Annotated in this window: 22 protein-coding genes; 9 read left to right on the top strand and 13 right to left on the bottom strand. The window is 45.2% G+C overall.

Features of this window, described 5'->3' with window-relative positions:
- Positions 1-28 precede the first annotated feature (28 nt).
- Complete coding sequence (gene gabT, locus AC0C66_RS16365; protein WP_072181726.1) at positions 29-1,339, bottom strand: 4-aminobutyrate--2-oxoglutarate transaminase; 1,311 nt, start codon at positions 1,337-1,339, stop codon at positions 29-31.
- A gap of 105 nt (positions 1,340-1,444) precedes the next feature.
- Between gabT and gabR the strand changes: the two genes are divergently transcribed.
- The gene (gene gabR, locus AC0C66_RS16370) at positions 1,445-2,884 is read left to right on the top strand and encodes a MocR-like transcriptional regulator GabR (RefSeq protein WP_072181727.1); all 1,440 of its coding nucleotides are present in this window, start codon (positions 1,445-1,447) and stop codon (positions 2,882-2,884) included.
- A gap of 1 nt (position 2,885) precedes the next feature.
- Here gabR and AC0C66_RS16375 read toward each other — a convergent pair whose 3' ends face one another.
- Positions 2,886-3,200, bottom strand: a complete 315-nt coding sequence (locus tag AC0C66_RS16375; protein ID WP_014112658.1) for an ArsR/SmtB family transcription factor — start codon at positions 3,198-3,200, stop codon at positions 2,886-2,888.
- A 140-nt stretch (positions 3,201-3,340) separates the two neighbouring features.
- Here AC0C66_RS16375 and AC0C66_RS16380 point away from each other — a divergent pair, with 140 nt between their 5' ends.
- The 4 genes from AC0C66_RS16380 (at position 3,341) to AC0C66_RS16395 (ending at position 6,873) form a co-directional block, all read left to right on the top strand.
- Complete coding sequence (locus tag AC0C66_RS16380) at positions 3,341-3,628, top strand: putative quinol monooxygenase (RefSeq protein WP_003240208.1); 288 nt, start codon at positions 3,341-3,343, stop codon at positions 3,626-3,628.
- Positions 3,629-3,644: 16 nt separating this feature from the next.
- On the top strand, positions 3,645-4,394 hold the full coding sequence (locus AC0C66_RS16385) for an NADPH-dependent oxidoreductase (protein WP_072181728.1): 750 nt from the start codon (positions 3,645-3,647) through the stop codon (positions 4,392-4,394).
- Between the two features lie 162 nt (positions 4,395-4,556).
- The gene (locus AC0C66_RS16390; protein WP_072181729.1) at positions 4,557-5,435 is read left to right on the top strand and encodes a TetR/AcrR family transcriptional regulator; all 879 of its coding nucleotides are present in this window, start codon (positions 4,557-4,559) and stop codon (positions 5,433-5,435) included.
- A 19-nt stretch (positions 5,436-5,454) separates the two neighbouring features.
- The gene (locus AC0C66_RS16395) at positions 5,455-6,873 is read left to right on the top strand and encodes an MDR family MFS transporter (RefSeq protein WP_090557327.1); all 1,419 of its coding nucleotides are present in this window, start codon (positions 5,455-5,457) and stop codon (positions 6,871-6,873) included.
- A gap of 45 nt (positions 6,874-6,918) precedes the next feature.
- On the opposite strand, the gene yclQ is transcribed toward AC0C66_RS16395, so the two are convergent.
- From yclQ to yclN, 4 genes are read right to left on the bottom strand one after another with little or no spacing between them, the layout of a single operon-like run.
- Positions 6,919-7,875 (bottom strand): petrobactin ABC transporter substrate-binding protein YclQ, encoded by a 957-nt coding sequence (gene yclQ / locus AC0C66_RS16400; protein WP_014112654.1) that lies wholly within the window; start codon positions 7,873-7,875, stop codon positions 6,919-6,921.
- A gap of 21 nt (positions 7,876-7,896) precedes the next feature.
- On the bottom strand, positions 7,897-8,655 hold the full coding sequence (gene yclP, locus AC0C66_RS16405; RefSeq protein WP_014112653.1) for a petrobactin ABC transporter ATP-binding protein YclP: 759 nt from the start codon (positions 8,653-8,655) through the stop codon (positions 7,897-7,899).
- The gene (gene yclO, locus AC0C66_RS16410; protein WP_014112652.1) at positions 8,649-9,596 is read right to left on the bottom strand and encodes a petrobactin ABC transporter permease YclO; all 948 of its coding nucleotides are present in this window, start codon (positions 9,594-9,596) and stop codon (positions 8,649-8,651) included. The genes yclP and yclO overlap by 7 nt, the downstream gene beginning before the upstream one ends.
- The gene (yclN, locus tag AC0C66_RS16415; protein ID WP_439846181.1) at positions 9,589-10,539 is read right to left on the bottom strand and encodes a petrobactin ABC transporter permease YclN; all 951 of its coding nucleotides are present in this window, start codon (positions 10,537-10,539) and stop codon (positions 9,589-9,591) included. The genes yclO and yclN overlap by 8 nt, the downstream gene beginning before the upstream one ends.
- Positions 10,540-10,924: 385 nt before the next feature.
- On the opposite strand from yclN, the gene AC0C66_RS16420 reads away from it, so the two are divergent.
- Positions 10,925-12,289 carry an aspartate kinase gene (locus AC0C66_RS16420; protein ID WP_461845820.1) on the top strand — a complete coding sequence of 455 codons (1,365 nt, stop codon included), beginning with the start codon at positions 10,925-10,927 and terminating at the stop codon, positions 12,287-12,289.
- 152 nt (positions 12,290-12,441) lie between these two features.
- A complete protein-coding gene (locus AC0C66_RS16425) occupies positions 12,442-12,549 on the top strand; it encodes a YjcZ family sporulation protein (RefSeq protein WP_041520857.1) in 108 nt (35 codons plus the stop codon).
- A 98-nt stretch (positions 12,550-12,647) separates the two neighbouring features.
- Here AC0C66_RS16425 and phrC read toward each other — a convergent pair whose 3' ends face one another.
- From phrC to yclJ, 4 genes are all read right to left on the bottom strand, one after another.
- Complete coding sequence (gene phrC / locus AC0C66_RS16430) at positions 12,648-12,770, bottom strand: phosphatase RapC inhibitor PhrC (protein WP_003224994.1); 123 nt, start codon at positions 12,768-12,770, stop codon at positions 12,648-12,650.
- Entirely contained in the window at positions 12,754-13,902 is a 1,149-nt protein-coding gene (gene rapC / locus AC0C66_RS16435) for a response regulator aspartate phosphatase RapC (RefSeq protein ID WP_014112649.1), read from the bottom strand. The genes phrC and rapC overlap by 17 nt, the downstream gene beginning before the upstream one ends.
- Positions 13,903-14,063: 161 nt before the next feature.
- Positions 14,064-15,485, bottom strand: coding sequence for a two-component system sensor histidine kinase YclK (gene yclK / locus AC0C66_RS16440; RefSeq protein WP_072565741.1), 1,422 nt, complete (start codon positions 15,483-15,485; stop codon positions 14,064-14,066).
- Positions 15,472-16,155 (bottom strand): two-component system response regulator YclJ, encoded by a 684-nt coding sequence (gene yclJ, locus AC0C66_RS16445; RefSeq protein ID WP_079288493.1) that lies wholly within the window; start codon positions 16,153-16,155, stop codon positions 15,472-15,474. The genes yclK and yclJ overlap by 14 nt, the downstream gene beginning before the upstream one ends.
- Before the next feature lie 212 nt (positions 16,156-16,367).
- Between yclJ and AC0C66_RS16450 the strand changes: the two genes are divergently transcribed.
- A complete protein-coding gene (locus tag AC0C66_RS16450) occupies positions 16,368-17,822 on the top strand; it encodes an ABC transporter permease (protein WP_461845819.1) in 1,455 nt (484 codons plus the stop codon).
- Between the two features lie 15 nt (positions 17,823-17,837).
- Positions 17,838-18,518, top strand: a complete 681-nt coding sequence (locus tag AC0C66_RS16455) for an ABC transporter ATP-binding protein (protein ID WP_088680296.1) — start codon at positions 17,838-17,840, stop codon at positions 18,516-18,518.
- 102 nt (positions 18,519-18,620) lie between these two features.
- Here AC0C66_RS16455 and AC0C66_RS16460 read toward each other — a convergent pair whose 3' ends face one another.
- The 3 genes from AC0C66_RS16460 to gerKA are packed head-to-tail and all read right to left on the bottom strand — an operon-like array spanning position 18,621 to position 22,617.
- On the bottom strand, positions 18,621-19,745 hold the full coding sequence (locus AC0C66_RS16460) for a spore germination protein (protein WP_072181734.1): 1,125 nt from the start codon (positions 19,743-19,745) through the stop codon (positions 18,621-18,623).
- A gap of 24 nt (positions 19,746-19,769) precedes the next feature.
- Positions 19,770-20,993: a Ger(x)C family spore germination protein gene (locus AC0C66_RS16465; RefSeq protein ID WP_072181735.1), complete on the bottom strand. Its 1,224-nt coding sequence runs from the start codon at positions 20,991-20,993 to the stop codon at positions 19,770-19,772.
- Positions 20,983-22,617 (bottom strand): spore germination protein GerKA, encoded by a 1,635-nt coding sequence (gene gerKA / locus AC0C66_RS16470; RefSeq protein ID WP_472973631.1) that lies wholly within the window; start codon positions 22,615-22,617, stop codon positions 20,983-20,985. The genes AC0C66_RS16465 and gerKA overlap by 11 nt, the downstream gene beginning before the upstream one ends.
- Between the last annotated feature and the right edge of the window lie 53 nt (positions 22,618-22,670).

The following is a 22,670-nucleotide window of genomic DNA, read 5'->3' on the forward strand; positions in this document are numbered from 1 at the left end:
GCAGACCCAGCCGTTTTCTTTCCAATAATTAAGCTCGCAGGCCCGCCTCCAAGATGCTGAGTCCTTCATTCAGAAGGCTGTCTGAGATGACGAGCGGCGTCAGAAAGCGGATGATATTGCCATTAATTCCCGCAGTCAGCAAAAGCAATCCGTTTTGATTCGCATACGACGCGATTGCTGCCGCTTTCGCTTTATCAGGCTCACGCGTGTCAGGATCCTTGACGATTTCGATTGCGGCCATTGCTCCGAGTCTGCGGATGTCACCGATGAACGGGAATTCTTGTTTCCACTCATACGCCTTGTTTTCAATCGTTTTGCCAATTTTTTCAGAACGCTCATTCAGCCCTTCTTCTTCAATAATATCCAAGACAGCCAAAGCCGCCGCGCACCCGAGCGGGCTGCCGGCATACGTGCCGCCCAGCTCCCCTGGCGCTGCTGCATCAAGCATTTCCGCACGGCCGATCACACCGCTTAACGGCAATCCCGCTGCAAGTGATTTAGAAACCGTGATCAGATCAGGAACAACATCAAAATGTTCAATTGCGAAATAGGTGCCTGTTCTGGCAAAACCCGTTTGAATTTCATCAGCCACAAAAACAATGCCGTGTTCTTTGCAAAAAGATGCGACATGCTGCACAAATCGTTTCGAAGGAATAATAAAGCCGCCTTCTCCCTGTACAGGCTCCATCACGACACATGCGACCGTTTCCGGCGCGACTGATGCGATGAAGAAATCATTGAACGCTTGGATGATCATGTCATCATAGCTTTCATCACTCATGCCGGCCGGCTTCTGATAATAATAGGGGAATGGTGCTTGATAAACCTCTGACGCAAAAGGTCCGAAGCCAAATTTATAAGGTTTTACCTTGCTCGTCATGCTCATCGTCATATTCGTGCGCCCATGAAACCCGCGTGTAAACGAGACAACCCCTTGGCGCTTTGTATACTTTCTGGCAATTTTTACAGCGTTTTCGACCGCTTCCGCTCCTGAGTTCAGAAAGATCGCTTTTTTCTCATGGCCGCCCGGTGCAATGCCGCACAGTTTTTCCGCTAATTCGATATAAGACGGGTACATCATGACATTGAAACCCGGGTGAATCAGCTCCTCCGCCTGCCGCTTCACAGCCTCAACGACCTTCGGATGCGAGTGTCCGACATTTAACGTTCCGATGGCGCCTGCAAAATCAATAAATCTCCGGCCGTCCAAATCATACAGCTCAGCCCCTACTCCTTTTACCGCCAGACTGCGATTGCCGTTGCTCACACCTTTGGACACGAATTGATCCCGTTTTTGCTGCCACTGGGCAGTCGTAATGCTTGCTGTTGTTTGACTCATGTGTATGTCCCCCTGTCGCTATTTTCTTATCATTCTGACTTCTCTTTGGTATGATGAAAAGTACCAATTATAACTTTTTGATGGTACCAGAAGGAGAAACTGCAAATGGACATCACAATCACACTCGATCGCTCAGAACAAGCCGATTATATCTATCAGCAAATTTATCAAAAGCTGAAAAAAGAAATTCTCAGCCGCAATCTGCTGCCACACTCGAAGGTTCCCTCCAAGAGAGAGCTGGCTGAGAAGCTGAAGGTCAGCGTAAACTCAGTGAATTCAGCCTATCAGCAGCTTCTGGCTGAGGGATATTTGTACGCCATTGAGCGAAAGGGATTTTTCGTGGAGAAGCTCGACATGTTTTCTGCCGAGGAGCACCCCCCATTTTCATTGGCGGATGACCTGAAAGAGGTTCACATCGATCAGAGCAATTGGATTTCGTTTTCACACATGAGTGCCGATACAGACCATTTTCCGATCAAAAGCTGGTTTCGCTGCGAGCAAAAAGCGGCCTCACGCTCATATCGAACACTTGGCGATATGTCGCATCCACAAGGGATCTATGGGGTGCGCGCGGCCATTACCAGGCTCATTTCCCTGACGCGGGGCGTAAAATGCCGGCCGGAACAAATCGTCATAGGGGCAGGCACACAGGTGCTTATGCAGCTATTGACTGAGCTTTTGCCTAAGGAGGCGGTGTATGCGATGGAGGAACCCGGTTACAGGCGCATGTACCAGCTTTTAAAAAATGCCGGAAAACAGGTGAAGACCATCATGCTGGATGACAAAGGCATGTCGATTGCTGAAATCAGCAGACAGCAGCCTGATGTACTGGTGACGACTCCGTCGCATCAATTTCCGGCCGGAACGATTATGCCTGTATCCAGAAGAATTCAGCTGCTGAACTGGGCAGCCGAAAAGCCGCACCGCTATATTATTGAAGACGATTATGATAGTGAATTTACATATGATGTAGACAGTATTCCAGCGTTGCAAAGCCTCGACCGTTTTCAAAATGTCATCTATATGGGCACCTTTTCAAAATCCCTTCTCCCTGGCTTGCGGATCAGCTATATGGTTTTGCCGCCTGAGCTATTGAGGACATACAAACAGCGAGGCTATGATTTGCAGACATGCTCGTCTCTTACGCAGCTCACCCTGCAGGAATTTATCGAGTCCGGAGAATATCAGAAGCATATAAAAAAAATGAAGCAGCATTATAAAGAAAAGAGAGAGAGCCTGATCGCCGCTTTAGAAACAGAGTTCAGCGGAGAGGTTACCGTAAAGGGGGCAAATGCGGGACTGCATTTTGTTACTGAATTTGAAACCAGCCGCACCGAACAAGACATCCTGGCACATGCCGCCGGCCAGCAGCTTGAAATCTTCGGAATGAGCCGGTTTGATTTGAAGGAAAAAAGAAGGCAAACAGGCAGGCCCGCTCTCATTATCGGATTCGCCCGGCTGAAGGAAGAAGACATTCAGGAGGGTGTCGAGAGGCTTTCCCGTGCTGTTTACGGACATAAAAAAATCCCCGGTACAGGGGATTGAGTCACCAGCGGTCCTGGTCCACATTCAGCACGGCTTCAAGCAGGCCCGGAAATGCCTTTTCGAGGTCTTCAGCGCGAAGCGAATAATACCGGCGCTTTCCTTCTATACGAACTTGAGCGATGCCTGATTCTCTCAATACTTTAAAATGATGTGACAAGGTCGATTTGGCAACCTGTACATCCGCACAGGTGCCGCACGTTTTTTCTTTCGCGCCAGCTAATTGCTTTACGAGCTCTAAACGAAGCGGATCACTCAGTGCGTGAAGGACCTTTGTCAGCTGCAACGTTTCTGTTTCTGGATGGTTTGGAATGTTCATGACACAAATGTATCACACAACAATTAGAATGACAATTTTACTATTTAAGGGTTTTTCCTTTACCTCATTTTGATTACATGGTACAGTTAGTTCGATGAAATTCGAACAATAAATTCAGCATAACGATGGAGGAGATTGACATGATCGTATTACAAGCTTACATCAAAGTAAAACCAGAAAAACGCGAGGAATTTTTGAGCGAGGCACAATCGCTTGTTCAGCATTCAAGAGCTGAGGAAGGCAACGCGCAATACGACCTATTTGAAAAAGTAGGCGAAGAAAATACATTTGTAATGCTCGAACAATGGAAAGATGAAGCGGCGATGAAATTCCACAATGAAACCGCGCATTTCCAAGGATTTGTAGCAAAAGGAAAAGAACTGCTGAGCGCTCCTCTTGATGTTGTCCGCACAGAGCTTAGCGAGTAAGGAAAGGGTGTCCCATATGAATGAAGTCATCAAATCATTAACAGACCACCGCTCGATTCGCAGCTATACAGATGAACCTGTAGCTCAGGAACAATTAGACCAAATCATTCAAGCGGTGCAATCTGCCCCAACTTCTATCAACGGGCAGCAAGTGACTGTGATCACAGTACAGGATAAAGAGCGCAAAAAGAAAATCTCCGAGCTGGCAGGCGGACAGCCTTGGATTGATCAGGCTCCTGTTTTCTTGCTGTTCTGCGCAGACTTCAACCGGGCCAAAATCGCGCTTGAAGATCTGAATGATTTCAAAATGGAGATCACAAATGGCTTAGAGTCTGTTCTTGTCGGTGCTGTAGACGCTGGTATCGCCCTCGGCACAGCGACAGCAGCGGCTGAATCACTTGGACTTGGCACGGTTCCGATCGGTGCGGTTCGCGGAAACCCTCAAGAGCTGATCGAACTGCTTGAGCTTCCGAAATACGTGTTCCCTGTATCAGGCCTTGTCATCGGCCATCCAGCTGACCGTTCAGCGAAAAAACCGCGCCTTCCGCAGGAAGCAGTCAATCATCAGGAAACATATTTGAATCAAGATGAGCTGACTTCTCACATTCAGGCATATGATGAGCAAATGTCTGAATATATGAATAAGCGGACAAACGGTAAAGAAACAAGAAATTGGTCACAGGGCATCGCTTCCTATTATGAGCGCCTGTACTATCCGCACATCCGTGAAATGCTTGAGAAACAAGGATTTAAAGTTGAAAAATAAGCCTCACCCGGCCTGTCGGATTTTCCGGCAGGCCTTTCGATTGTCCGGTTAAAATCCATTGACTTCTATTTAGTTTATTTGGTAAAATTTTTTCATTGTTACTCATTGGTTTTCTGTGAACCAATGGGTTTTCTAATGTTCAAGAAAGAAGGAAGCCATGAGATGCTTGATAAAAAAACAGATATCTTGTTAGCTGCGCGAAAGCTTTTTTCGGAAAAGGATTTTAAGTCGGTTTCCATGCAGGCGATCGCAGAAGAATGTAAGATGTCAAAAGCTTCGATATATAAGCTGTTTCAATCTAAGGAAGATCTGCTTTTGGAGCTGCTGTCATTTAACCAGAAACAAATGGTGGCCGCGGCCTCAAGACTTCAGGAGAATACCGCCCTGACACCGGAGGAGCGTTTGACGCAAAAGGTCAAAATGGAGCTGGAAGGCTTCAGGCGGAATCAGCAGTTTTTCAATATGCTGACCTACGGAAATCCTAAGCTTCATAATAACCGGGTTAAACAGCATATCCATCAGACCAGGTCAACGATTATTTGCTGGCACCGTGATTCGCTGATCCAGGCGTATGGAGAAAGCATTCTTCCGTTTGTGTGGGATCTGGTCATCATTCTTCACGGCATGATGCGTGAGTTTTTAATGCTGATCAAAATAGAGGAAAAACCGCTTGAGCTTGACCCGATTGCAGAGTTTATCATCAGCACCCTCAATCAGATTGTCAAAAACAAGGAAACCCGGCAGTCTCTCCTTCCGCCCGAAGCCATCGAGCTTTACATTCATTCAGCATCCTCCTACAAGCCAAAGGATAAATCAGCCCTATTGTCGGAAAGCCTGAAGGAATTACATAATGGCATCTCTTCCCTGCCCGCCGCAGACTTTGACGTAGATGAACTGACATCCGCAGCCGCCATGCTGGAGGAAGAAGCGAAGAAGGAAGAACCCCGCGCTTTTTTGCTCAAATCACTGATTGGCTATCTGGAACAAACCGGTGTTTTAACACAGCCCGTTTCGATGTTAAAAACACTGTTAATTACTTAAAGAAAAGAAGGGATATGTATTGGACAAAAGTATCGAACCAAAACCTTTTAACCGTTCTGTCATTGTCGGCATTTTATTAGCCGGGGCGTTTGTCGCGATTTTGAATCAAACGCTGTTAATTACTGCACTTCCCCATATTATGAGGGATTTCAATGTAGATGCCAACCAAGCGCAATGGCTGACAACTTCATTTATGTTAACCAACGGGATTTTAATTCCGATTACCGCGTTTTTAATTGAGAAATTCACGAGCAGGACGCTGCTTATCACAGCAATGAGCATTTTCACTGCCGGAACAATTGTCGGGGCATTCGCGCCGAACTTCCCGGTTCTGCTTACAGCACGTATCATTCAAGCGGCCGGGGCCGGCATTATGATGCCGCTCATGCAGACCGTATTCCTGACGATCTTTCCGATTGAAAAGCGCGGCCAGGCTATGGGTATGGTCGGATTGGTCATCTCGTTCGCGCCTGCGATCGGACCGACTCTTTCCGGATGGGCAGTCGAAGCTTTCTCTTGGAGATCATTGTTTTATATCATTCTTCCGTTTGCTGTGATTGATTTAATTCTTGCCAGCATCCTGATGAAGAACGTGACGTCTTTAAGAAAAACTAAGATTGATATTTTATCAGTGATCCTTTCGACATTTGGATTCGGCGGCCTTCTGTACGGCTTCTCAAGCGTCGGCTCTTACGGCTGGACCAGTTCAACCGTCTTGATTTCATTGCTGGTGGGTGTCATCGCATTGCTCCTGTTCATCACAAGACAAATGAAGCTTGAAAAACCGATGCTGGAATTCCGCGTATTTACATTTGGTGTCTTCAGCTTAACAACCCTGCTGGGAACACTTGTCTTTGCCTTATTGATCGGTACGGAAACCATCCTGCCGCTTTATACACAAACCGTCAGAGACGTTACAGCCTTTGATACAGGTCTTATGCTTCTTCCAGGAGCCATTGTGATGGGCTTCATGTCACCGATTATCGGAAGAATTTTTGACCGTGTCGGTGGAAGAGGCCTCGCGATTGCAGGTTTCTGTATCATCTTCCTGACATCACTGCCGTTTATGCAGCTGACTGACCATACGTCACTCGCTTGGATTGTCGTTTTATACACCGTTCGTCTCTTAGGTACCGCTATGATCATGATGCCGGTGACGACAGCCGGAATCAACGCGCTGCCGCGCCACCTGATCCCACACGGAACAGCGATGAACAATACGATTCGCCAAGTCGGCGGCTCAATCGGAACTGCACTATTGGTATCCGTCATGAGCAACCAGGCGGCTCACGCAGGCACGACAAATGTGAAGCATGCCGCCCTGCACGGCATGAACGCCGCATTTATCGTGGCAGCCTGCATTGCGCTTGCCGGCTTCCTTCTATCCTTTACATTAAAGAAACCTCAGCGCCCTGCCGAACAGCAGCCTGCACGCTGATCCATAAAAAAAGAGCCCCGCTTTTAAGCGGAGGCTCTTTTTTGTTTACTTCTCTAAACCGTCTTTCACTTCTTTAATCATTTGCGTCATAGACTCAAGTCCGCCTCCTGATAAGTACCAAGTAGCAGAATCAAGGTAGACGACATGATCATTTTTCACTGCGTTTACGTTTTTCACATAATCATTTTCAACGACTTGTTTAGTAGATGATGTTTCACCGATCGCTGTACCGCGGTCAATGACAAACAGGTAATCCGGGTTTGTTTTTGAAATGTACTCGTAAGAAACACTTTGTCCGTGGGTAGACGCTTTGATGTTTTTATCAGCCGGTGTTACGCCGAATACGTCATGGATCAGGCCGTATCTTGATTTAGAACCGAACGCGCTGATTTTTCCGTCGTTCGCCATAATGACAAGACCGTTTTTGTTAAGCTTTTCAGCTTTTTTCTTAAGATCCGCAATTGAATGATCAATTGTTGCGAGTTCATCTTTCACTTCGTCTTCTTTATCAAAGATTTTACCGATGGTTTCTGCGTCTGATTTAAATGATTCCATGTATTTCGCTGTGTCTACGCCAAGGTAAATCGTCGGAGCAATTTCAGAGAATTCTTTGTAAGACTCAGATTGTCTTCCTGAAATAATGATCAGATCAGGGTCTAAATCCGCCACTTTTTCGAAGTCTGGTTCTTTTAAGCTTCCGACATCAGCATATTTGTCATCCTTGAATTTAGACAGATACTTTGGAAGGGCTTGTTTCGGCAAGCCTGCGACTTTATCATCAAGACCGAGTTTATCTAACGTGTCTAAGCTTCCAAAATCAAATACAACAACTTTTTTAGGGTTCTTTGGTACTTTTGTGCCGTTTTTATCCAGCTGGTGTTTCACTGTGATTTGTTCATTCTTTGAATCAGAACCTTTGCTGCTGCTTGTGCTTTGGTTTCCGCATGCAGAAATGACAACTGCCGTCACCAAAGCGATGAATAGTAATGCGAACTTTTTCATGCTCTTCACCTCTTCTATATATTAAGAAAAATAAACACCTATTCTTTGATTATCAATCGTCTGAATCGGGATAGTCATATCATAGATTTCCTCAAGCACAGAGGTTTCTATCATGTCTTCAGGCGGCCCCTCTTTTACGATTCGGCCGTTTTTCAAAGCTACGATATGGTCCGAATAGACAGAAGCAAAATTGATATCGTGAATGACGATCACGATCGTTTTTCCAAGCTCCTCTACCAGCCGTTTCAGCAATTTCATAATTTCAACTGAATGTTTCATATCCAGATTGTTCAGCGGCTCATCCAGAAAGATATAATCTGTATCTTGGGCAATGACCATTGCGATAAACGCCCTTTGGCACTGTCCGCCGCTCAGCTGATCCAGGTATTTGTCCTGAATGTCTTCAAGCTTCATGTAGCCTAGCGCCTGGTTGATATGAACCCAGTCTTCCTCTGTCAGCCGGCCCTGTGAGTACGGAAATCTGCCGAAGCTGACGAGGTCTTTGATGGTGAGCCTGATATTGATTTGGTTCGCCTGCTTTAAAATGCTCATTTTTTTGGCAAGCTCTTTGCTGTCGCAGGCTCCAATCTCTTGTCCGTCTATGAAAATCTCGCCGGAATCCTTTTTGATTAGGCGGCTCATAATAGACAGCAGCGTGCTTTTGCCGGCGCCGTTAGGACCGATAAACGAGGTAATTTTGCCTTTTGGAATCGTGACTGACGTCTCTTCAAGGACCACTTTCCCGCCATATTGTTTGCTTACATTTTTGACCTCTACCATGATTTATTCTCCTTTAACAGCAAGTAGATAAAATAAATCCCGCCGGCAAAATTAATAATGACGCTCAGCGTCGTTGAGAAGGTAAACACTTTCTCAACCACAAACTGCCCTCCGACCAGCGCAATGATGCTGATGAAAACGGAGCCTGCGATTAAGTATGAATGCTTATACGTTTTCAGGAATTCTCTCGCCAAGTTGACGACAAGAAGGCCTAAGAACATAATCGGCCCGACTAGCGCAGTCGAAACAGAAACAAGGATCGCAACCACGATCAGCATCTGCTTCACCACTTTGTCGTAGTCGATGCCCAAATTCACGGCGTGCTCGCGCCCGAGAGAAAGCACGTCGAAAAACTTTGTAAAACGCCAGACATAAGCGCCTGTCAGCAGGAAGATGATGAACGCGAGCCATAACAAATCCGTATTGATGTTGTTAAAGCTGGCAAACATCTTGTCCTGCACAACTTGGAACTCATTCGGATCAATCAGCATCTGCATAAAGGAAGACAGGCTGCTGAACAACGTGCCAAACACGATTCCGATGAGCAGAAGGAAAAAGATATTTCTCCCCTCTCCCTTGAACATGATCTGATACAGAACAAGGGAAAACAGTATCATCAGCAGAACAGAGATGATAAAGTTGATGTTTTTATTCATGATGACAATATTCGCAGAACCGAACAGAAAGATAATGCCGGTCTGAATCAGCATGTAGAGAGAATCAAGGCCCAAGATGCCCGGCGTCAGGATGCGGTTGTTCGTAATCGTTTGAAAGATCATAGTCGAAAACGCAATCGCTCCCCCAGTCAGCGCAATGGCAGCGACCTTTTTGATTCTTCTCGGCAAGGTGTAATCCCAATTGCCTAAGTCATAAAACAGAAACAAGCCAATACATACGATGGCTAAAACAACGAGCAACGCAATTTTCATCTGGTTACGCATATGCTTTTCTCCTTAACAGCATAAACAGGAAAATGCCGCTGCCGATGATTCCGACCATCAGGCCAATCGAGATTTCGTAAGGGAAGATAATGATTCTGCCCAGTATATCGCAAAAGAGCACAAAAACCGCTCCCAATAGCGCCGTGTGCGGCAGGCTGTTCTTCAGATTGTCTCCTCTGTAAATCGAGACAATATTCGGGATGATTAAACCGAGAAACGGCAACATACCGACAGTCAAAATGACAAGAGACGTGATCAGGGACACGATAATGAGCCCGATGTTCACAACCCGTTTGTACTTCAGGCCGAGGTTGACAGAAAAACTTTCTCCCATACCGGCCAATGTGAATTTATCCGCATACACATAGGCAATGATAACGAGCGGAATACTCAGATAAAGAAGCTCGTATCTTCCTTTTACCACTAAAGAGAAGTCTCCTTGGAGCCATGATGACACATTCTGGATCAAGTCATATTTATATGCGATAAATGTCGCGATTGAACTGACGATATTCCCGAGCATTAAACCGACAAGCGGAATAAAGATGGTGTCGTTAAACTTGATTTTTTCAAGGATTTTCATAAACAGAAAATTTCCTGCAAGGGCAAAGACGAACGCGACCAGCATTTTCATTAAAGGACTGGCGGATGTGAACAGCAGCAATGAAATTAAAATGCCGAGCCGAGCCCAATCCATCGTGCCCGCCGTCGTCGGTGACACGAATTTGTTTCTGCTGATCTGCTGCATAATCAAACCGCAGATGCTCATGCTTAATCCCGCGATGACAATGCTGATCAATCGCGGCAAACGGCTTGCAAACAGCGTTGACGCCTCTTGTTTGCTTAAATCGAAGAGATCAAGCGGCGACAGATCTTCTACGCCGATAAATACAGATGTGACTGCTAATATGATAAGTAGAATAAATAAGTAACGTAACTTCATGCTGCCTCCTTACATCCTTACAGCAAAAAGAACGTATCTCCTACTCCGCAAGGACTCAAAACAATATGGCCATATAGTAATTGATTATCATTATCATTTACATATTACCATTTTTCTAGTGTTAGTCAATATTCTTTCAAAATATTAACCTAGTCATGTATTTAATTTTACTAATCATTCTAATCATTTTCCATCCCAAATCGTTAGGTTGTTTACCATATTTATCTTCAGAACGCATGTATACGGTCAACACACCTGACATTATTCCTTGTGGAAAATACAAATGTTCACGACAGAAAGAAATTCCCCCTTGATTTACAGGACTGAAAGAGAGATAATAAATACTAAATTTGTGTGAAAATTTTAAACATTAGGAGATGTAAACATGAAGGTCGTTAAATTCGGAGGCAGCTCACTCGCTTCAGGCGCCCAGCTTGAAAAGGTGTTTCACATCGTAACCTCAGACCCGGCACGGAAAGCTGTAGTCGTTTCAGCTCCGGGAAAACGCTATGCTGAGGATACGAAAGTGACTGATCTCTTAATCGCATGTGCAGAACAATATTTGGCATCAGGCAGCGCCCCTGAACTGGCGGAAGCTGTTGTGGAACGGTATGCCCTCATCGCAAATGAGCTTCAGCTAGAGCAAAGCATTATCGAAAAAATCCGCGATGATCTGTTTACGCTTTTAGAAGGAGATAAAAGCAATCCCGAGCAGTATCTTGACGCAGTTAAAGCCAGCGGGGAGGATAATAACGCCAAGCTGATCGCCGCCTATTTCCGCCATAAAGGCGTCAAAGCGGAATATGTCAACCCGAAGGATGCCGGCCTTTTTGTGACAAATGAACCCGGCAACGCGCAAGTACTTCCTGAATCCTATCAAAACCTCTATCGTCTTCGGGAACGTGACGGTCTCATCATTTTTCCCGGTTTTTTCGGATTCAGCGAGGCTGGCGATGTGATCACATTCTCACGGAGCGGTTCTGATATTACCGGCTCGATTCTTGCCAACGGGCTTCAAGCGGATTTATACGAAAACTTTACGGACGTGGACGCAGTGTACTCTGTCAATCCTTCCTACGTTGAGAATCCAAAAGAAATCAGCGAGTTGACATACAGAGAGATGCGAGAGCTTTCCTACGCGGGCTTTTCAGTGTTTCATGATGAAGCGCTCATTCCGGCATTCAGAGCGGGGATTCCTGTTCAGATCAAAAATACGAACAACCCGTCAGCCGAAGGCACCCGCGTCGTCAGCAAGCGGGATAACACAAACGGGCCTGTCGTCGGCATTGCCAGCGATACCGGTTTTTTCAGCATTTATATCAGCAAGTATCTCATGAACAGAGAAATCGGTTTTGGCCGCAGGGCCCTTCAAATCCTGGAGGAACACGGTTTAACGTATGAGCATGTTCCATCGGGAATTGATGACATAACCATCATCTTACGGGAGGGTCAAATGGATACCGCCACTGAACGCAGCGTCATTAAACGGATTCAAGAGGATCTGCACGCCGACGAAGTGATTGTCGAGCATCACCTCGCACTGATTATGGTTGTAGGAGAAGCGATGCGCCACAATGTCGGCACAACGGCAAGAGCGGCCAAAGCATTATCAGAGGCAAAGGTGAATATTGAAATGATCAACCAGGGCTCTTCTGAGGTAAGCATGATGTTCGGCGTGAAAGAAGCCGAAGAAAGAAAAGCCGTTCAAGCGTTATACCAGGAATTTTTCGCTGGCGTGCTGATCTCTTAATATACATAAATAGCGGGCGCAAGCGTCCGCTATTTTTGATACGATCTGAATCATAGCCGAATTGTTCATTTTTTCTCTTGTCCACTCTTATCCCTGCCAAGCTGATCGTTTCTGCATACCTTATAGTATCCTTCATAGGGAGGTGAAGCCTTATGTCAGGATATTCTAACTGCGGCGGTTACGGCAATTCTTTCGCTTTGATCGTTGTATTGTTTATTCTTTTAATTATCGTAGGGACTGCGTTTTTTGGCGGCTTCTAAGCTGCTGACCGTCTCTGCGAGCGCCGTAAGGTCTACATCTTGCGGCGCTGTTTTAAAAAAGAAACACCCCTTCTCACGATGAGAAGGGGTGTTGTTTCTTACGTCATTCCTCTTTCCGTCACATGAAAGTCGAGTGCTTCCGCATTAGCAGAAACGCCAGCCGCTGTAAAAATCGCGGCTGCGGCCAAACAAATAACAAACAACTTAGATTTCAATTTCATACAAACCTTCACTCCTTTGTATTTGTTTTCTTGCCTCTTCAACTTGTAGAAAGTAGGAAGCAGACAGTTTAAACCATTTCTGTTCATAGTAATATTTTGCTACTTCTAGGGCTAAATCCTCTATATCAGCGTACATATTTTTATTTTTTAAGTATTGGAAACATCGTTCGATTCCTTCTTCATTGGGCTGATCCTGATATAGGGATTGTAAAAACTCGAATTTTATCGCGTAGTCTGCATCGTCTGTTTCTTTAGCATATTCATAGCCCCGCTTGTGATATGCCGAAGCTTTATCATGTTTTCCCCGCTTATAATAAATCAGGGTGATTAAAAAATATGCTTGCGGCAGCGAATTGATGATCCTGCTGCTTTCAAACGTGGAGACCGCTTTTTCAAAGTAGTCAATAGCAGGGTCAAGAAGGTCTTGATTGTAATAGCATAATCCAAGATTGTAATATGCTCTTCCGACAAGCTGGGCTTTTTGTTCTGCTTCGGCCATATCGAGCGCCAATTTGAAATGGCGTGCGGCTTGTTCGAAATTCCTTTCATCCATCAGGTTGACCCCGAACACGAAATGGCACTGAATGATTCTCACATTATAGGTTTCCTGCTCCACGTAAATTTCATAGGCGTTTTTTATATTGATCAGTGAAAAGTACGTTTGCTTCATATAATAATAGGCTTCCGCGATTTTAAAATAGAATTCAGCCCGTTCAATATGGTCTGCGACAAAGGAAAGCTTTTTCTCCGCCTGTTTATAATATGTAATGGCAGAAATAAATTCCCGCTTATCAAACTCATACATTCCGCGGAAAAAATTCACATAATAGTCAAGCAGCCCTTTGAGATCTGCCTGGTTGCTGTCAATGTTTCTTGATAATTCAGACAGGCTGGGCTGGTCTTCGATATTTAATTTCTCTAACGGCTCTAGATAATCAAGCATAAGCTGGTGGCGGAATTCCATTAGTGAATAATAAAGCAGCAAGTTGGAATCGTGCTGCATGTGTTTCAGTTCCTGCTGGATTTCAGCTTTTAACACTTCGGCATCCGGTACGCTGAATGTGCGGATATATTTGTACCACTCGTTAATTTTTTGACCGACCGCTGAAGAAGGAATTACCCCGCTCTTCATTCCTTCACCCTCTCCCATCAAAAACTGTTTATGTCATATTTTATCATGTTTACAGGCCGTCCCAACCCGAAAAACACGCAATCTTTGTTTCGGGAGCACGCAATAAACCGAAGCGGTATGCAAAAAAGGCGGCTGCATTTGAGATGCCGCCGCCCTGTATATTATTTCTGTTTTGCCGTTAAAGGAAGGCGGATGATGAATTTTGTGCCTTTTCCTTTTTCACTCTTGATTTCTACTGTGCCCTGATGCATTTCAACGAGCTGCTTAACGATGGAGAGACCGAGTCCGTATTCCCCGTATGCCGTGTTCGTTCTTGAAATATCAGCTTTGTAGAACCGCTCCCAAATATGCTCAATATCCTCTTTTGAAATGCCGATTCCCGTATCTTCGATTTCGATAATCGTCTCTTTATATCCTTCTATTCCGCGCAGCCAAATGTCACCGTTTTGCGTAAATTGGATGCTGTTTTTCGTAATGTTGACGAGAATTTGAATGAATCGGTCGTAATCGGCATGAACGATGACGTGATCCTCTACCTGGATCATCAGCTTGTTTTGTTTTTCTTCCGCCTGCTGCTCCAAGTGCTCTTTCACGATTTCAAACACCTCGATCAGCGGAACATCAAGCTTGTTCAAGGTAATTTGCTGGGATCTGATTTTTTCATAATCCAGATTTTCTTTTACGAGCCGCAGCATGCGCTTCGTTTCCTCACTGATAAGCGAGAAGCATTTATCCTTCTTATCCTCAGGAATCGTATGGCTGTTCAGCCCTTCAACCAAACCGTTGATCGTCGTCAGCGGTGTTTTTAATTCATGTGATACGTCTGCGATAAACTGCCTTCTCCGCTTCTCAAGGCGATCGATTTCATCCCTTGATTGCTTTAATTTTTTCGCCATGATATTAAAGTCAGACGCCAGCACGCCAATTTCGTCCCCGTAGCTGTTTTCCAAGTGGATGTCATAATCGCCGGAAGCCACTTTATCCGTCGCTTCTCTCAGCTTTTGGATCCGTTTGACATGGAATTTTGACAGAAGCCAGCTGACGAGAATGGTAATGACGAGCGTGCTGATCACAGCGTAAAACATATAGAGGTTGACTTGATTGACCATCTGTTCAACGCCGCTGATCGGAGAAATCAGCAGAACGGCGCCTTTAAATTCGTTCTGAACAAATATAGGCTGCGCCACAAGGGACACTTCATCATCAAAACGGCCATCTGCCCTGATCATGACAGTCTGCCCTTTTTTCAGCTTATTCCATTCTGATTTCTTCAGCTTTTCCCTTGGTTGATGGTGAAAGCCTTCAGGAAGAAAATAAGGCTGCTGCTCTTCATTAAAGATGATAAACTGTGTCTTTCTTGTGCTTAAAATATCCTGATATGGATACAGTCTGCGCATGTCAACCTGGCCGGCTTGGAATTCGTTTGCGATCTGCACCGCATATGACGTTAATTCCTCTACTTTGTTTTGATAGGCAAACTCTTTTACAAAGTGGGAAAACAGAGAAATGATAATGACAAACGCTAAAATCAAAATGCTGATATGGCTCAGCAGCAGCTGATATAAATATTTAATCTTCATCAAATTTATACCCTACTCCCCACACAGTGTATAGGAAAGGCTTGTCTTCGCTGGCAAGCTTTTTCCGCAGCCGTTTAATATGAACGTCAACCGTTCGTTCATCTCCGTAGAACTGATAGCCCCATACCTGCTCAAGCAGCTGTTCTCTGGAGAACACCTGCCGCGGGTTTTGGACAAGGTAATAAAGCAGATCGAATTCCTTCGGCGTGAGGTTTTCTACAGGCTCTCCGTTTAAAAATACTTCTCTCGTCTTCTTATTAATTGTAAAGCATTCCGATTCGATCATATCTTCATCAATGACCGCCTTGCCTGTCGCCTGGTATCTTCTGATGACGGCTTTGATGCGGGCAACCAATGTCAGCGGGCTGAACGGCTTTGTGACATAATCGTCCGCTCCCATCTCAAAACCGATGACCTGATCTGATTCAGTGTCTTTGGCAGTCAGCATGATAATCGGCACCGTGCTTGTCTCTCTTATTTTTCTGCAGATGGTCACGCCGTCCATGGATGGAAGCATGATATCCAAAATGATCAGATCCCAACTTTCCTCCGTAAAACGCTGGTATCCCTCTAATCCGTCATGAACGAATTCCGCTTCAAAACCTTCCTTAAAAAAGAACATCTCCGTCATCGTACATACACTAACATTATCTTCTATCATTAATATTTTCATTATATCCTCCGGTTGTTTTGACGCTTTTTTATATATTAGCACCATTTTATACAGAAGGTTTTGTGTTTCACAATTGTTAGTTTTTATTTCATCAACCAGAAATAGATTGTTCATAGTTTTTTCATACCTTTGGACTACTATTAATTTATCAACAAGCGGGTCCGCCCCACAGGCGGTCTTATCAATAAAAATACCTATACGGAGGAACATAAATGAACTTTATCAAACGGGCCTTTTGGAATATGAAGGCTAAAAAGGGAAAAACGTTATTGCAATTATTTGTGTTTACAGTCATCTGTGTCTTTGTTCTGTCAGGCCTCACCATCCAGTCCGCAGCACAAAAATCAAGTGAACTGGCCAGACAGGAGCTCGGCGGAAGCGTAACGCTTCAAGTTGACCGCCAAAAGCAAATGGAAAAACAGCAGGACAGCGGAGAAAAACGCAGCTTCGAATCAACACCGATCACAGTGTCTGATGCAAACAAGCTTGCTGCACTTGATCATGTGAAGAGCTACAACTACATCACATCAGCTTCAGCCAACGCGGGAAACTTTGATGCGATTGAAAGCTCAAGCTCTAGTTCAAGTGATTCCAGCTCAAGCAGTTCAAGCTCAAATGCTAAAAACAGCCAAGGCGGACTGCAAATGGTTCAAGCCGATCTTTCGATTGAAGGTGTCATCAGCACAGCGTTAGTCGATGATTTCTCTGACGGAGATTCAAAAATCACTGACGGACGCGCAATTACAAAATCTGATGTCGGCAAAAAGGTAACAGTGATTAACGAAACATTAGCGGAAGAAAATGATGTAAGCATTGGAGATTCGATCACAATTGAATCAGCAACAGACGAAGATACAACAGTGAAGCTGAAGATTGTCGGTATCTATAAAACAACGTCTTCAGGCGACGACCAAGCCCAAAATTTCTCTTTCTTAAATCCTTACAACAAGCTTTACACGCCTTACACAGCAACAGCAGCGCTGAAAGGTGACGACTATAAAAATACGATTGACTCAGCTGTTTACTATATGGACGATGCGAAAAATATGGACAGTTTCGTAAAAGCAGCGAAGAAAACATCAATTGACTTCGATACGTACACACTGAATACAAACGATCAGCTTTACCAGCAAATGGTCGGCCCGATTGAAAATGTAGCTTCTTTCTCTAAAAACGTCGTGTATCTTGTATCAGTGGCAGGCGCTGTCATTCTCGGCCTGATTGTCATGATGTCAATCAGAGAGCGCAAATATGAGATGGGCGTGTTAATGGCCATCGGTGAAAAACGCTGGAAATTGATCGGACAGTTCTTAACTGAGATTCTGATCGTGGCCGTTATCGCAATCGGCCTTGCATCGGTAACGGGAAATCTAGTCGCGAACCAGCTCGGCAATCAGCTTTTATCCCAGCAGATCAGTTCATCAACTGATTCAACGCAAACCGCAAACGGACATATGCCTAGCGGCGGTGGCGGCATGGGCGGCGGAATGTTCGGCCACAGCTCAGCAAACGTGAACGTTATCGATTCACTGAACGTCGCGGTTTCTATGAACGACATGCTTGTTCTTGGCGGAATCGGCATCTTAATCGCCATCATTGCAACATTGCTGCCGTCTATTTCAGTACTGCGGCTCCATCCGAAAACGATATTGACAAAACAAGAATAGAAAGAGGCGAAACCTATGAGCTTATTAGAATTTCAACAAGTCGGCTACTGGTATAAAGACAAAAGCCAGCCATTGTTTCAGGATATCAACATCAGCTTTCAAAAAGGAAAATTCTATACAATCGTCGGCACATCAGGGACAGGGAAAACCACTTTCCTGTCTCTGGCAGGCGGACTTGACGCACCAAAAGAAGGAACGATCCTTTACGATGGAAAAGCGGTTTCCAAAATCGGCTTAACAAATTTCAGAAATCAATATGTATCAATTATCTTTCAGGCGTACAACCTGCTTCCATATATGACGGCTCTGCAGAACGTCACAACCGCCATGGAAATCACAGGTTCTAAAGAAAAGAACAAAGAAGCGTATGCGCTGGAAATGCTGCAGAAGGTTGGCATCAGTGAAAAACAAGCCCGTCAAAAAGTGCTGACATTAAGCGGCGGACAGCAGCAGCGGGTATCGATTACAAGAGCTTTCTGCTGTGATACGGATCTCATCGTAGCTGATGAACCAACCGGAAACCTTGACGAGGATACATCAAAAGAAATCGTGCGGCTCTTTCAAGATCTGGCGCACAAGGGAAATAAATGCGTCATCATGGTAACGCACGATGAGCAAATTGCAAAAGTATCAGACATCAACATTAGGCTTTCAAGAGGAAGCTTTACTGTGAAGGAAAACGTCGCAGTCGTATAACAAAAGCGCGCCTCTGCCAGTGCAGACAGGGGCGCAACCTATATCCCCCTTTTATATAGAAGTGAACATAAAAAGAGCGGTGGCTGCATCCCCCCGCTCTTTTTATTGTTTCTTTTTTTCTGATCCCTTTGATTTCTCTCTTCGCTTCTTTTTCCAAACGGCTATTATAAACAAGAAAAGCGGAAATAAAAGCTGAAAGGGCAAATGAATATACAGCGGCACCACCTTCAGGCCTTCGTTCAGATGCTCCGAAAAATTAGTCGCGATGGTAATGGAAAGGATTAAGATACCCAGTCCCATCGGATATGCCAATTGAGAAGGGTTCTTTTCCTTAAAGAGCGTGGACGCGCCCACCACCACTGCGTATAAGTAGAGGCTGACCTTGAAGAAACCGCCGATGATCAGCGCCAGCATAAAAAAGACATCGAGACGGTCTAGAAATTCTTCAACCTTAATCGTCTGAATCGTACTTAAAAGCGGAAACTGGGATCTGAGTGTAAGATCAACATCAAGCACGCTAATATTAATCGCCACGGTAAGCGCCACAACCAATCCGCTGATGGCTATGGCAGCCATTCCCACTTTCTTTACATCTTTTCGGTCATTAAGATTAGGGAATATCATCACAAATAAAACAACTTCACCAAACGGAACGTACATGGTCTGTGTGAAAACAGAGTGAATGACAGGAACAATGCCGTCTTCTAAAACCGGTTTTAAATTCTGCGTATCTATGGAACCCGAGACAATAATCAGCACAAGGCCGAGAGCGCCCAGTATATACATGGCTCCGAAAAGAAGCTCAGCCGCACGTGCGAGCACTTCAATTCCTTTTCTGACGGCATATATGCTAACAATCATTAATAAAGCGTTCACAATCAGAATCGGTGTATCATGATAAGCAAACGTCAACAGCATTTCCCCAAAATCCCGCAGCACCCGTGCTGCAATATAGGCAAAGTACAGGATATACAGAAATGAAAACAGCCAGCTCAGCTTGGTTCCGAGCATATCATCCATATATTCTTTCGGTGAAGATTCGGGGTAACATTGATAAATGCCTTGATACAAATAGTAAAGAAACAAACCGGCCGCACAGCCGAATAGAACCGCTATCCAAGCATCCCTGCCCGCCATTGAACCTGGTGTAATCAATAAGGAGCTGCCCAGCTCAAAAATAATAACCATGACAAACAGCTGTCTTATGCTGATTTTGGCTTTTTCCACCTGGCATGTCCCCTTTCTCCAGACCTATTCATCTTCAAGCTGGTGTTGGATTGGATTGTTGCGCAATCCCGTTCTTCTGATATACGTCTCTGCCTTCACATCGACTGGCAGTTCGGGCAAATACTCTTTATCCCAAGTGTCTTTCATTTTTTCCCACTGCTTCGGATACTTTCTGTATATCGTGTCACCAAATCCGATAAAGTCAATTTTATTCTTCTTGACCATTTTCACAGTGTTGGTGATTTCCTTTTCCAACTCTTTGTTGAGAGCTTTTTCAATGGCAGACAGCACCTTTGGATCAGACAATTGGAAAGGGTATTTGACAGCATCTATAATTCCTTCAACCGCCACACGCACGTGGATGTGCGGACGTCCGTTCCGCATCTCAGGTACGAGCTTTGTGGTTTGATGAGTAACCTGTAAGCTGACCGCGTCCTTTGTCTTGTCCCAATCAGCATTAATAAACGTATGCTGAACCTTGTTCATAAGCCAGACAGCTCCAACGCTTTCTTTATCCTCGATCCAATACTTTAAATGGCCTGACTTATTAAAAACCGCCAAACCGTCTGCCTGAAGAATGGCTTTCGGATCTGTCGCCTGCGTGTTTTCCATGCTGATTCCTTTTTTTTCGTCGCCAATCATCATATATCCCGGGATAATCGGTGCTCTTGTGTTGGTGGCAAGTTGTTTCAGGACGTCCTGAATATTGGTTTTGACCACCCGTCCGTATTGCGCCTCCGTGAAGTCGAGTGTTTTATTGACTTTATTTGACGGGATTTTATCAATCGGCGTCAGGATTTTCACGATGTTTTCCGCTTTCGTTTTATGAGCGATGACAACTGTGGCCGTTGTCCTGAATTCTGTGTCGCGATCAAGATTATCTAACACAAAATCCAAGCCTTCCTCTCTCGCCAGCTTTTCACTGATCGCAACGAGATTGGTATGGGCAAAGTAAAGCCGCCGGGATACTTTCATGGAGGCTTTTCTGAGCGCTTCCGTCATGTTGTCGCCTACAATTGAATAAACGGATACAGGCGGCCTGTCTCCAGCACCGCCTCCCTGAAGCCCGCCGGCAACATTTCCGGGATTGATAATTTGAAGATGCAGCACGTAGTTGCCTTCGTTCGTCCGATCGATGCCAATCGCCGAGATAATCGCAAGGTCCGTCAGTTCCCGCTTATCCCAGCAGCCGGGCAGCACAATCACGCTCAAAAGCATGAGGACGGTTAATACACGTTTACGTACCATTCTGATCCCCTTCTTCCAAATCTTTGTTCACCATTCCGCGTGAACCGTCAGGCTCTGGGCGTTGATCATCCCCCTGCCGCACCTTATCTTGCTTGCTGATTGATTCCGGCCTTTTTTCATCAGCCCACCATGGCACCCTGAACAATGTGTCCTTTACCCCTTGAGATGAAAAAGGAGCGAGCGGCGACATATAAGGAACACCGAATGAGCGCAGGCTGCATAAATGGACAAACATCATAATAATGCCTAAAATCAGCCCGTAAAACCCCATAATAGAGGACGCAATAATAAAGATAAATCGAATGAGACGGGCTGAAATCGCCATGGCGAAAGCCGGTGTCGCGAAGCTGGCAATCGCGGTGATCGCAACGATAATGACCATGGCCGGAGAGACGATACCAGCCTGTACAGCAGCCTGTCCGATAACAAGCGCACCTACGATCGATACCGCCGAGCCGACAACACGCGGCAGCCTGACACCGGCTTCTCTGAGAATCTCAAAAGCAACCTCCATCGTAAGTGCTTCGACGACAGCTGGAAACGGGACAATTTCCCGCTGGGCTGCAATGACGACTAACAGCTGCGTCGGGATCATTTCCTGGTGAAACGTCGTGGCTGCCACGTAAACAGCCGGAGCCACGAGTGAAATAAAAAAGACTAAAACCCGCAGAACCCGTATGCTTGTCGCAATGTCAAAACGCGAATAGTAATCTTCAACAGACTGAAAGAATTGAACAAATAAGGCCGGGGCAATAAGCACAAACGGTGTTCCGTCCACAACGATCGCAAATCTTCCTTCTAACAGATTTCCCGCTACAACATCAGGGCGTTCTGTATGATACATGGTCGGAAACGTCGTAAAGGTTTCATCTTCAATCAGCTGCTCGATATATCCGGATTCTAAAATACTGTCTATGTCTATTTTTTTCAGGCGCTGCTTCACTTCCTTCAGCACCTTTTCATCACAAATGCCATGAATGTACATGAGCGCGACATCCGTGTGGGTTACAGACCCGATTTTCATTTTCTCTACCCATACATTCGGATTTTTGATGTATCGGCGGATCATGGAAATATTGGTTTGAAGAGACTCTGTAAATCCTTGGCGCGGGCCGCGGAAAGACACCTGGGTGCTCGGCTCTTGAATAGAACGCTGCTCTCCCCCTTGAGTGCTGCAGATAAGCGCTTCATCATAGCCATCAGCAAAAACGAGCGCATTGCCGAGCATTAATTCAGAAAAAAGCTTGTCCCAGCTCTTTTCCGCTTTCACTCCGCCTAACGGGAGCGTTTTTTCAAGAATCTGCTGGATCGCATGAGGATTTTGGATAGACTCATCCTGTACCAAAGGTTCGATTAACGATTCATGGATCGTGTTATTATCGACCAGTCCTGCAATATAAATAACAGCCAGATGGACACGATCCTGCTCCCCGATTTTAATCTCGCGAATGATGACGTCCGAGCTGCTTCCGACCTCTTTCTTCGTTTCCGCTATATTTTTTGCCAAACTTGCGGAAACGAGAACCGGCCTTTCATTTTCTTGCTGCTGATCCTGATTCTTTTCTTCTGTTTTCTGTTTATCTTTCGAATCGGTCTTTTCCTTTTGCTTAGAAAATAAAGGCATACACAAAATACCTTTCCTAGTTATTTTCTCATATTCTTCCTTTTGGAGTTCAG

This window comes from Bacillus sp. VA13 (assembly GCF_055710085.1).

What these genes read in the sequence shown, in the direction of transcription:
- gabT (WP_072181726.1), bottom strand. Translation starts at nt 1,339, where the DNA reads ATGAGTCAAACAACAGCAAGCATTACGACTGCCCAGTGGCAGCAAAAA.
- gabR (WP_072181727.1), top strand. Translation starts at nt 1,445, where the DNA reads ATGGACATCACAATCACACTCGATCGCTCAGAACAAGCCGATTATATC.
- AC0C66_RS16375 (WP_014112658.1), bottom strand. Translation starts at nt 3,200, where the DNA reads ATGAACATTCCAAACCATCCAGAAACAGAAACGTTGCAGCTGACAAAG.
- AC0C66_RS16380 (WP_003240208.1), top strand. Translation starts at nt 3,341, where the DNA reads ATGATCGTATTACAAGCTTACATCAAAGTAAAACCAGAAAAACGCGAG.
- AC0C66_RS16385 (WP_072181728.1), top strand. Translation starts at nt 3,645, where the DNA reads ATGAATGAAGTCATCAAATCATTAACAGACCACCGCTCGATTCGCAGC.
- AC0C66_RS16390 (WP_072181729.1), top strand. Translation starts at nt 4,557, where the DNA reads ATGCTTGATAAAAAAACAGATATCTTGTTAGCTGCGCGAAAGCTTTTT.
- yclQ (WP_014112654.1), bottom strand. Translation starts at nt 7,875, where the DNA reads ATGAAAAAGTTCGCATTACTATTCATCGCTTTGGTGACGGCAGTTGTC.
- yclP (WP_014112653.1), bottom strand. Translation starts at nt 8,655, where the DNA reads ATGGTAGAGGTCAAAAATGTAAGCAAACAATATGGCGGGAAAGTGGTC.
- yclO (WP_014112652.1), bottom strand. Translation starts at nt 9,596, where the DNA reads ATGCGTAACCAGATGAAAATTGCGTTGCTCGTTGTTTTAGCCATCGTA.
- yclN (WP_439846181.1), bottom strand. Translation starts at nt 10,539, where the DNA reads ATGAAGTTACGTTACTTATTTATTCTACTTATCATATTAGCAGTCACA.
- AC0C66_RS16420 (WP_461845820.1), top strand. Translation starts at nt 10,925, where the DNA reads ATGAAGGTCGTTAAATTCGGAGGCAGCTCACTCGCTTCAGGCGCCCAG.
- AC0C66_RS16425 (WP_041520857.1), top strand. Translation starts at nt 12,442, where the DNA reads ATGTCAGGATATTCTAACTGCGGCGGTTACGGCAATTCTTTCGCTTTG.
- phrC (WP_003224994.1), bottom strand. Translation starts at nt 12,770, where the DNA reads ATGAAATTGAAATCTAAGTTGTTTGTTATTTGTTTGGCCGCAGCCGCG.
- rapC (WP_014112649.1), bottom strand. Translation starts at nt 13,902, where the DNA reads ATGAAGAGCGGGGTAATTCCTTCTTCAGCGGTCGGTCAAAAAATTAAC.
- yclJ (WP_079288493.1), bottom strand. Translation starts at nt 16,155, where the DNA reads ATGAAAATATTAATGATAGAAGATAATGTTAGTGTATGTACGATGACG.
- AC0C66_RS16450 (WP_461845819.1), top strand. Translation starts at nt 16,368, where the DNA reads ATGAACTTTATCAAACGGGCCTTTTGGAATATGAAGGCTAAAAAGGGA.
- AC0C66_RS16455 (WP_088680296.1), top strand. Translation starts at nt 17,838, where the DNA reads ATGAGCTTATTAGAATTTCAACAAGTCGGCTACTGGTATAAAGACAAA.
- AC0C66_RS16465 (WP_072181735.1), bottom strand. Translation starts at nt 20,993, where the DNA reads ATGGTACGTAAACGTGTATTAACCGTCCTCATGCTTTTGAGCGTGATT.
- gerKA (WP_472973631.1), bottom strand. Translation starts at nt 22,617, where the DNA reads ATGCCTTTATTTTCTAAGCAAAAGGAAAAGACCGATTCGAAAGATAAA.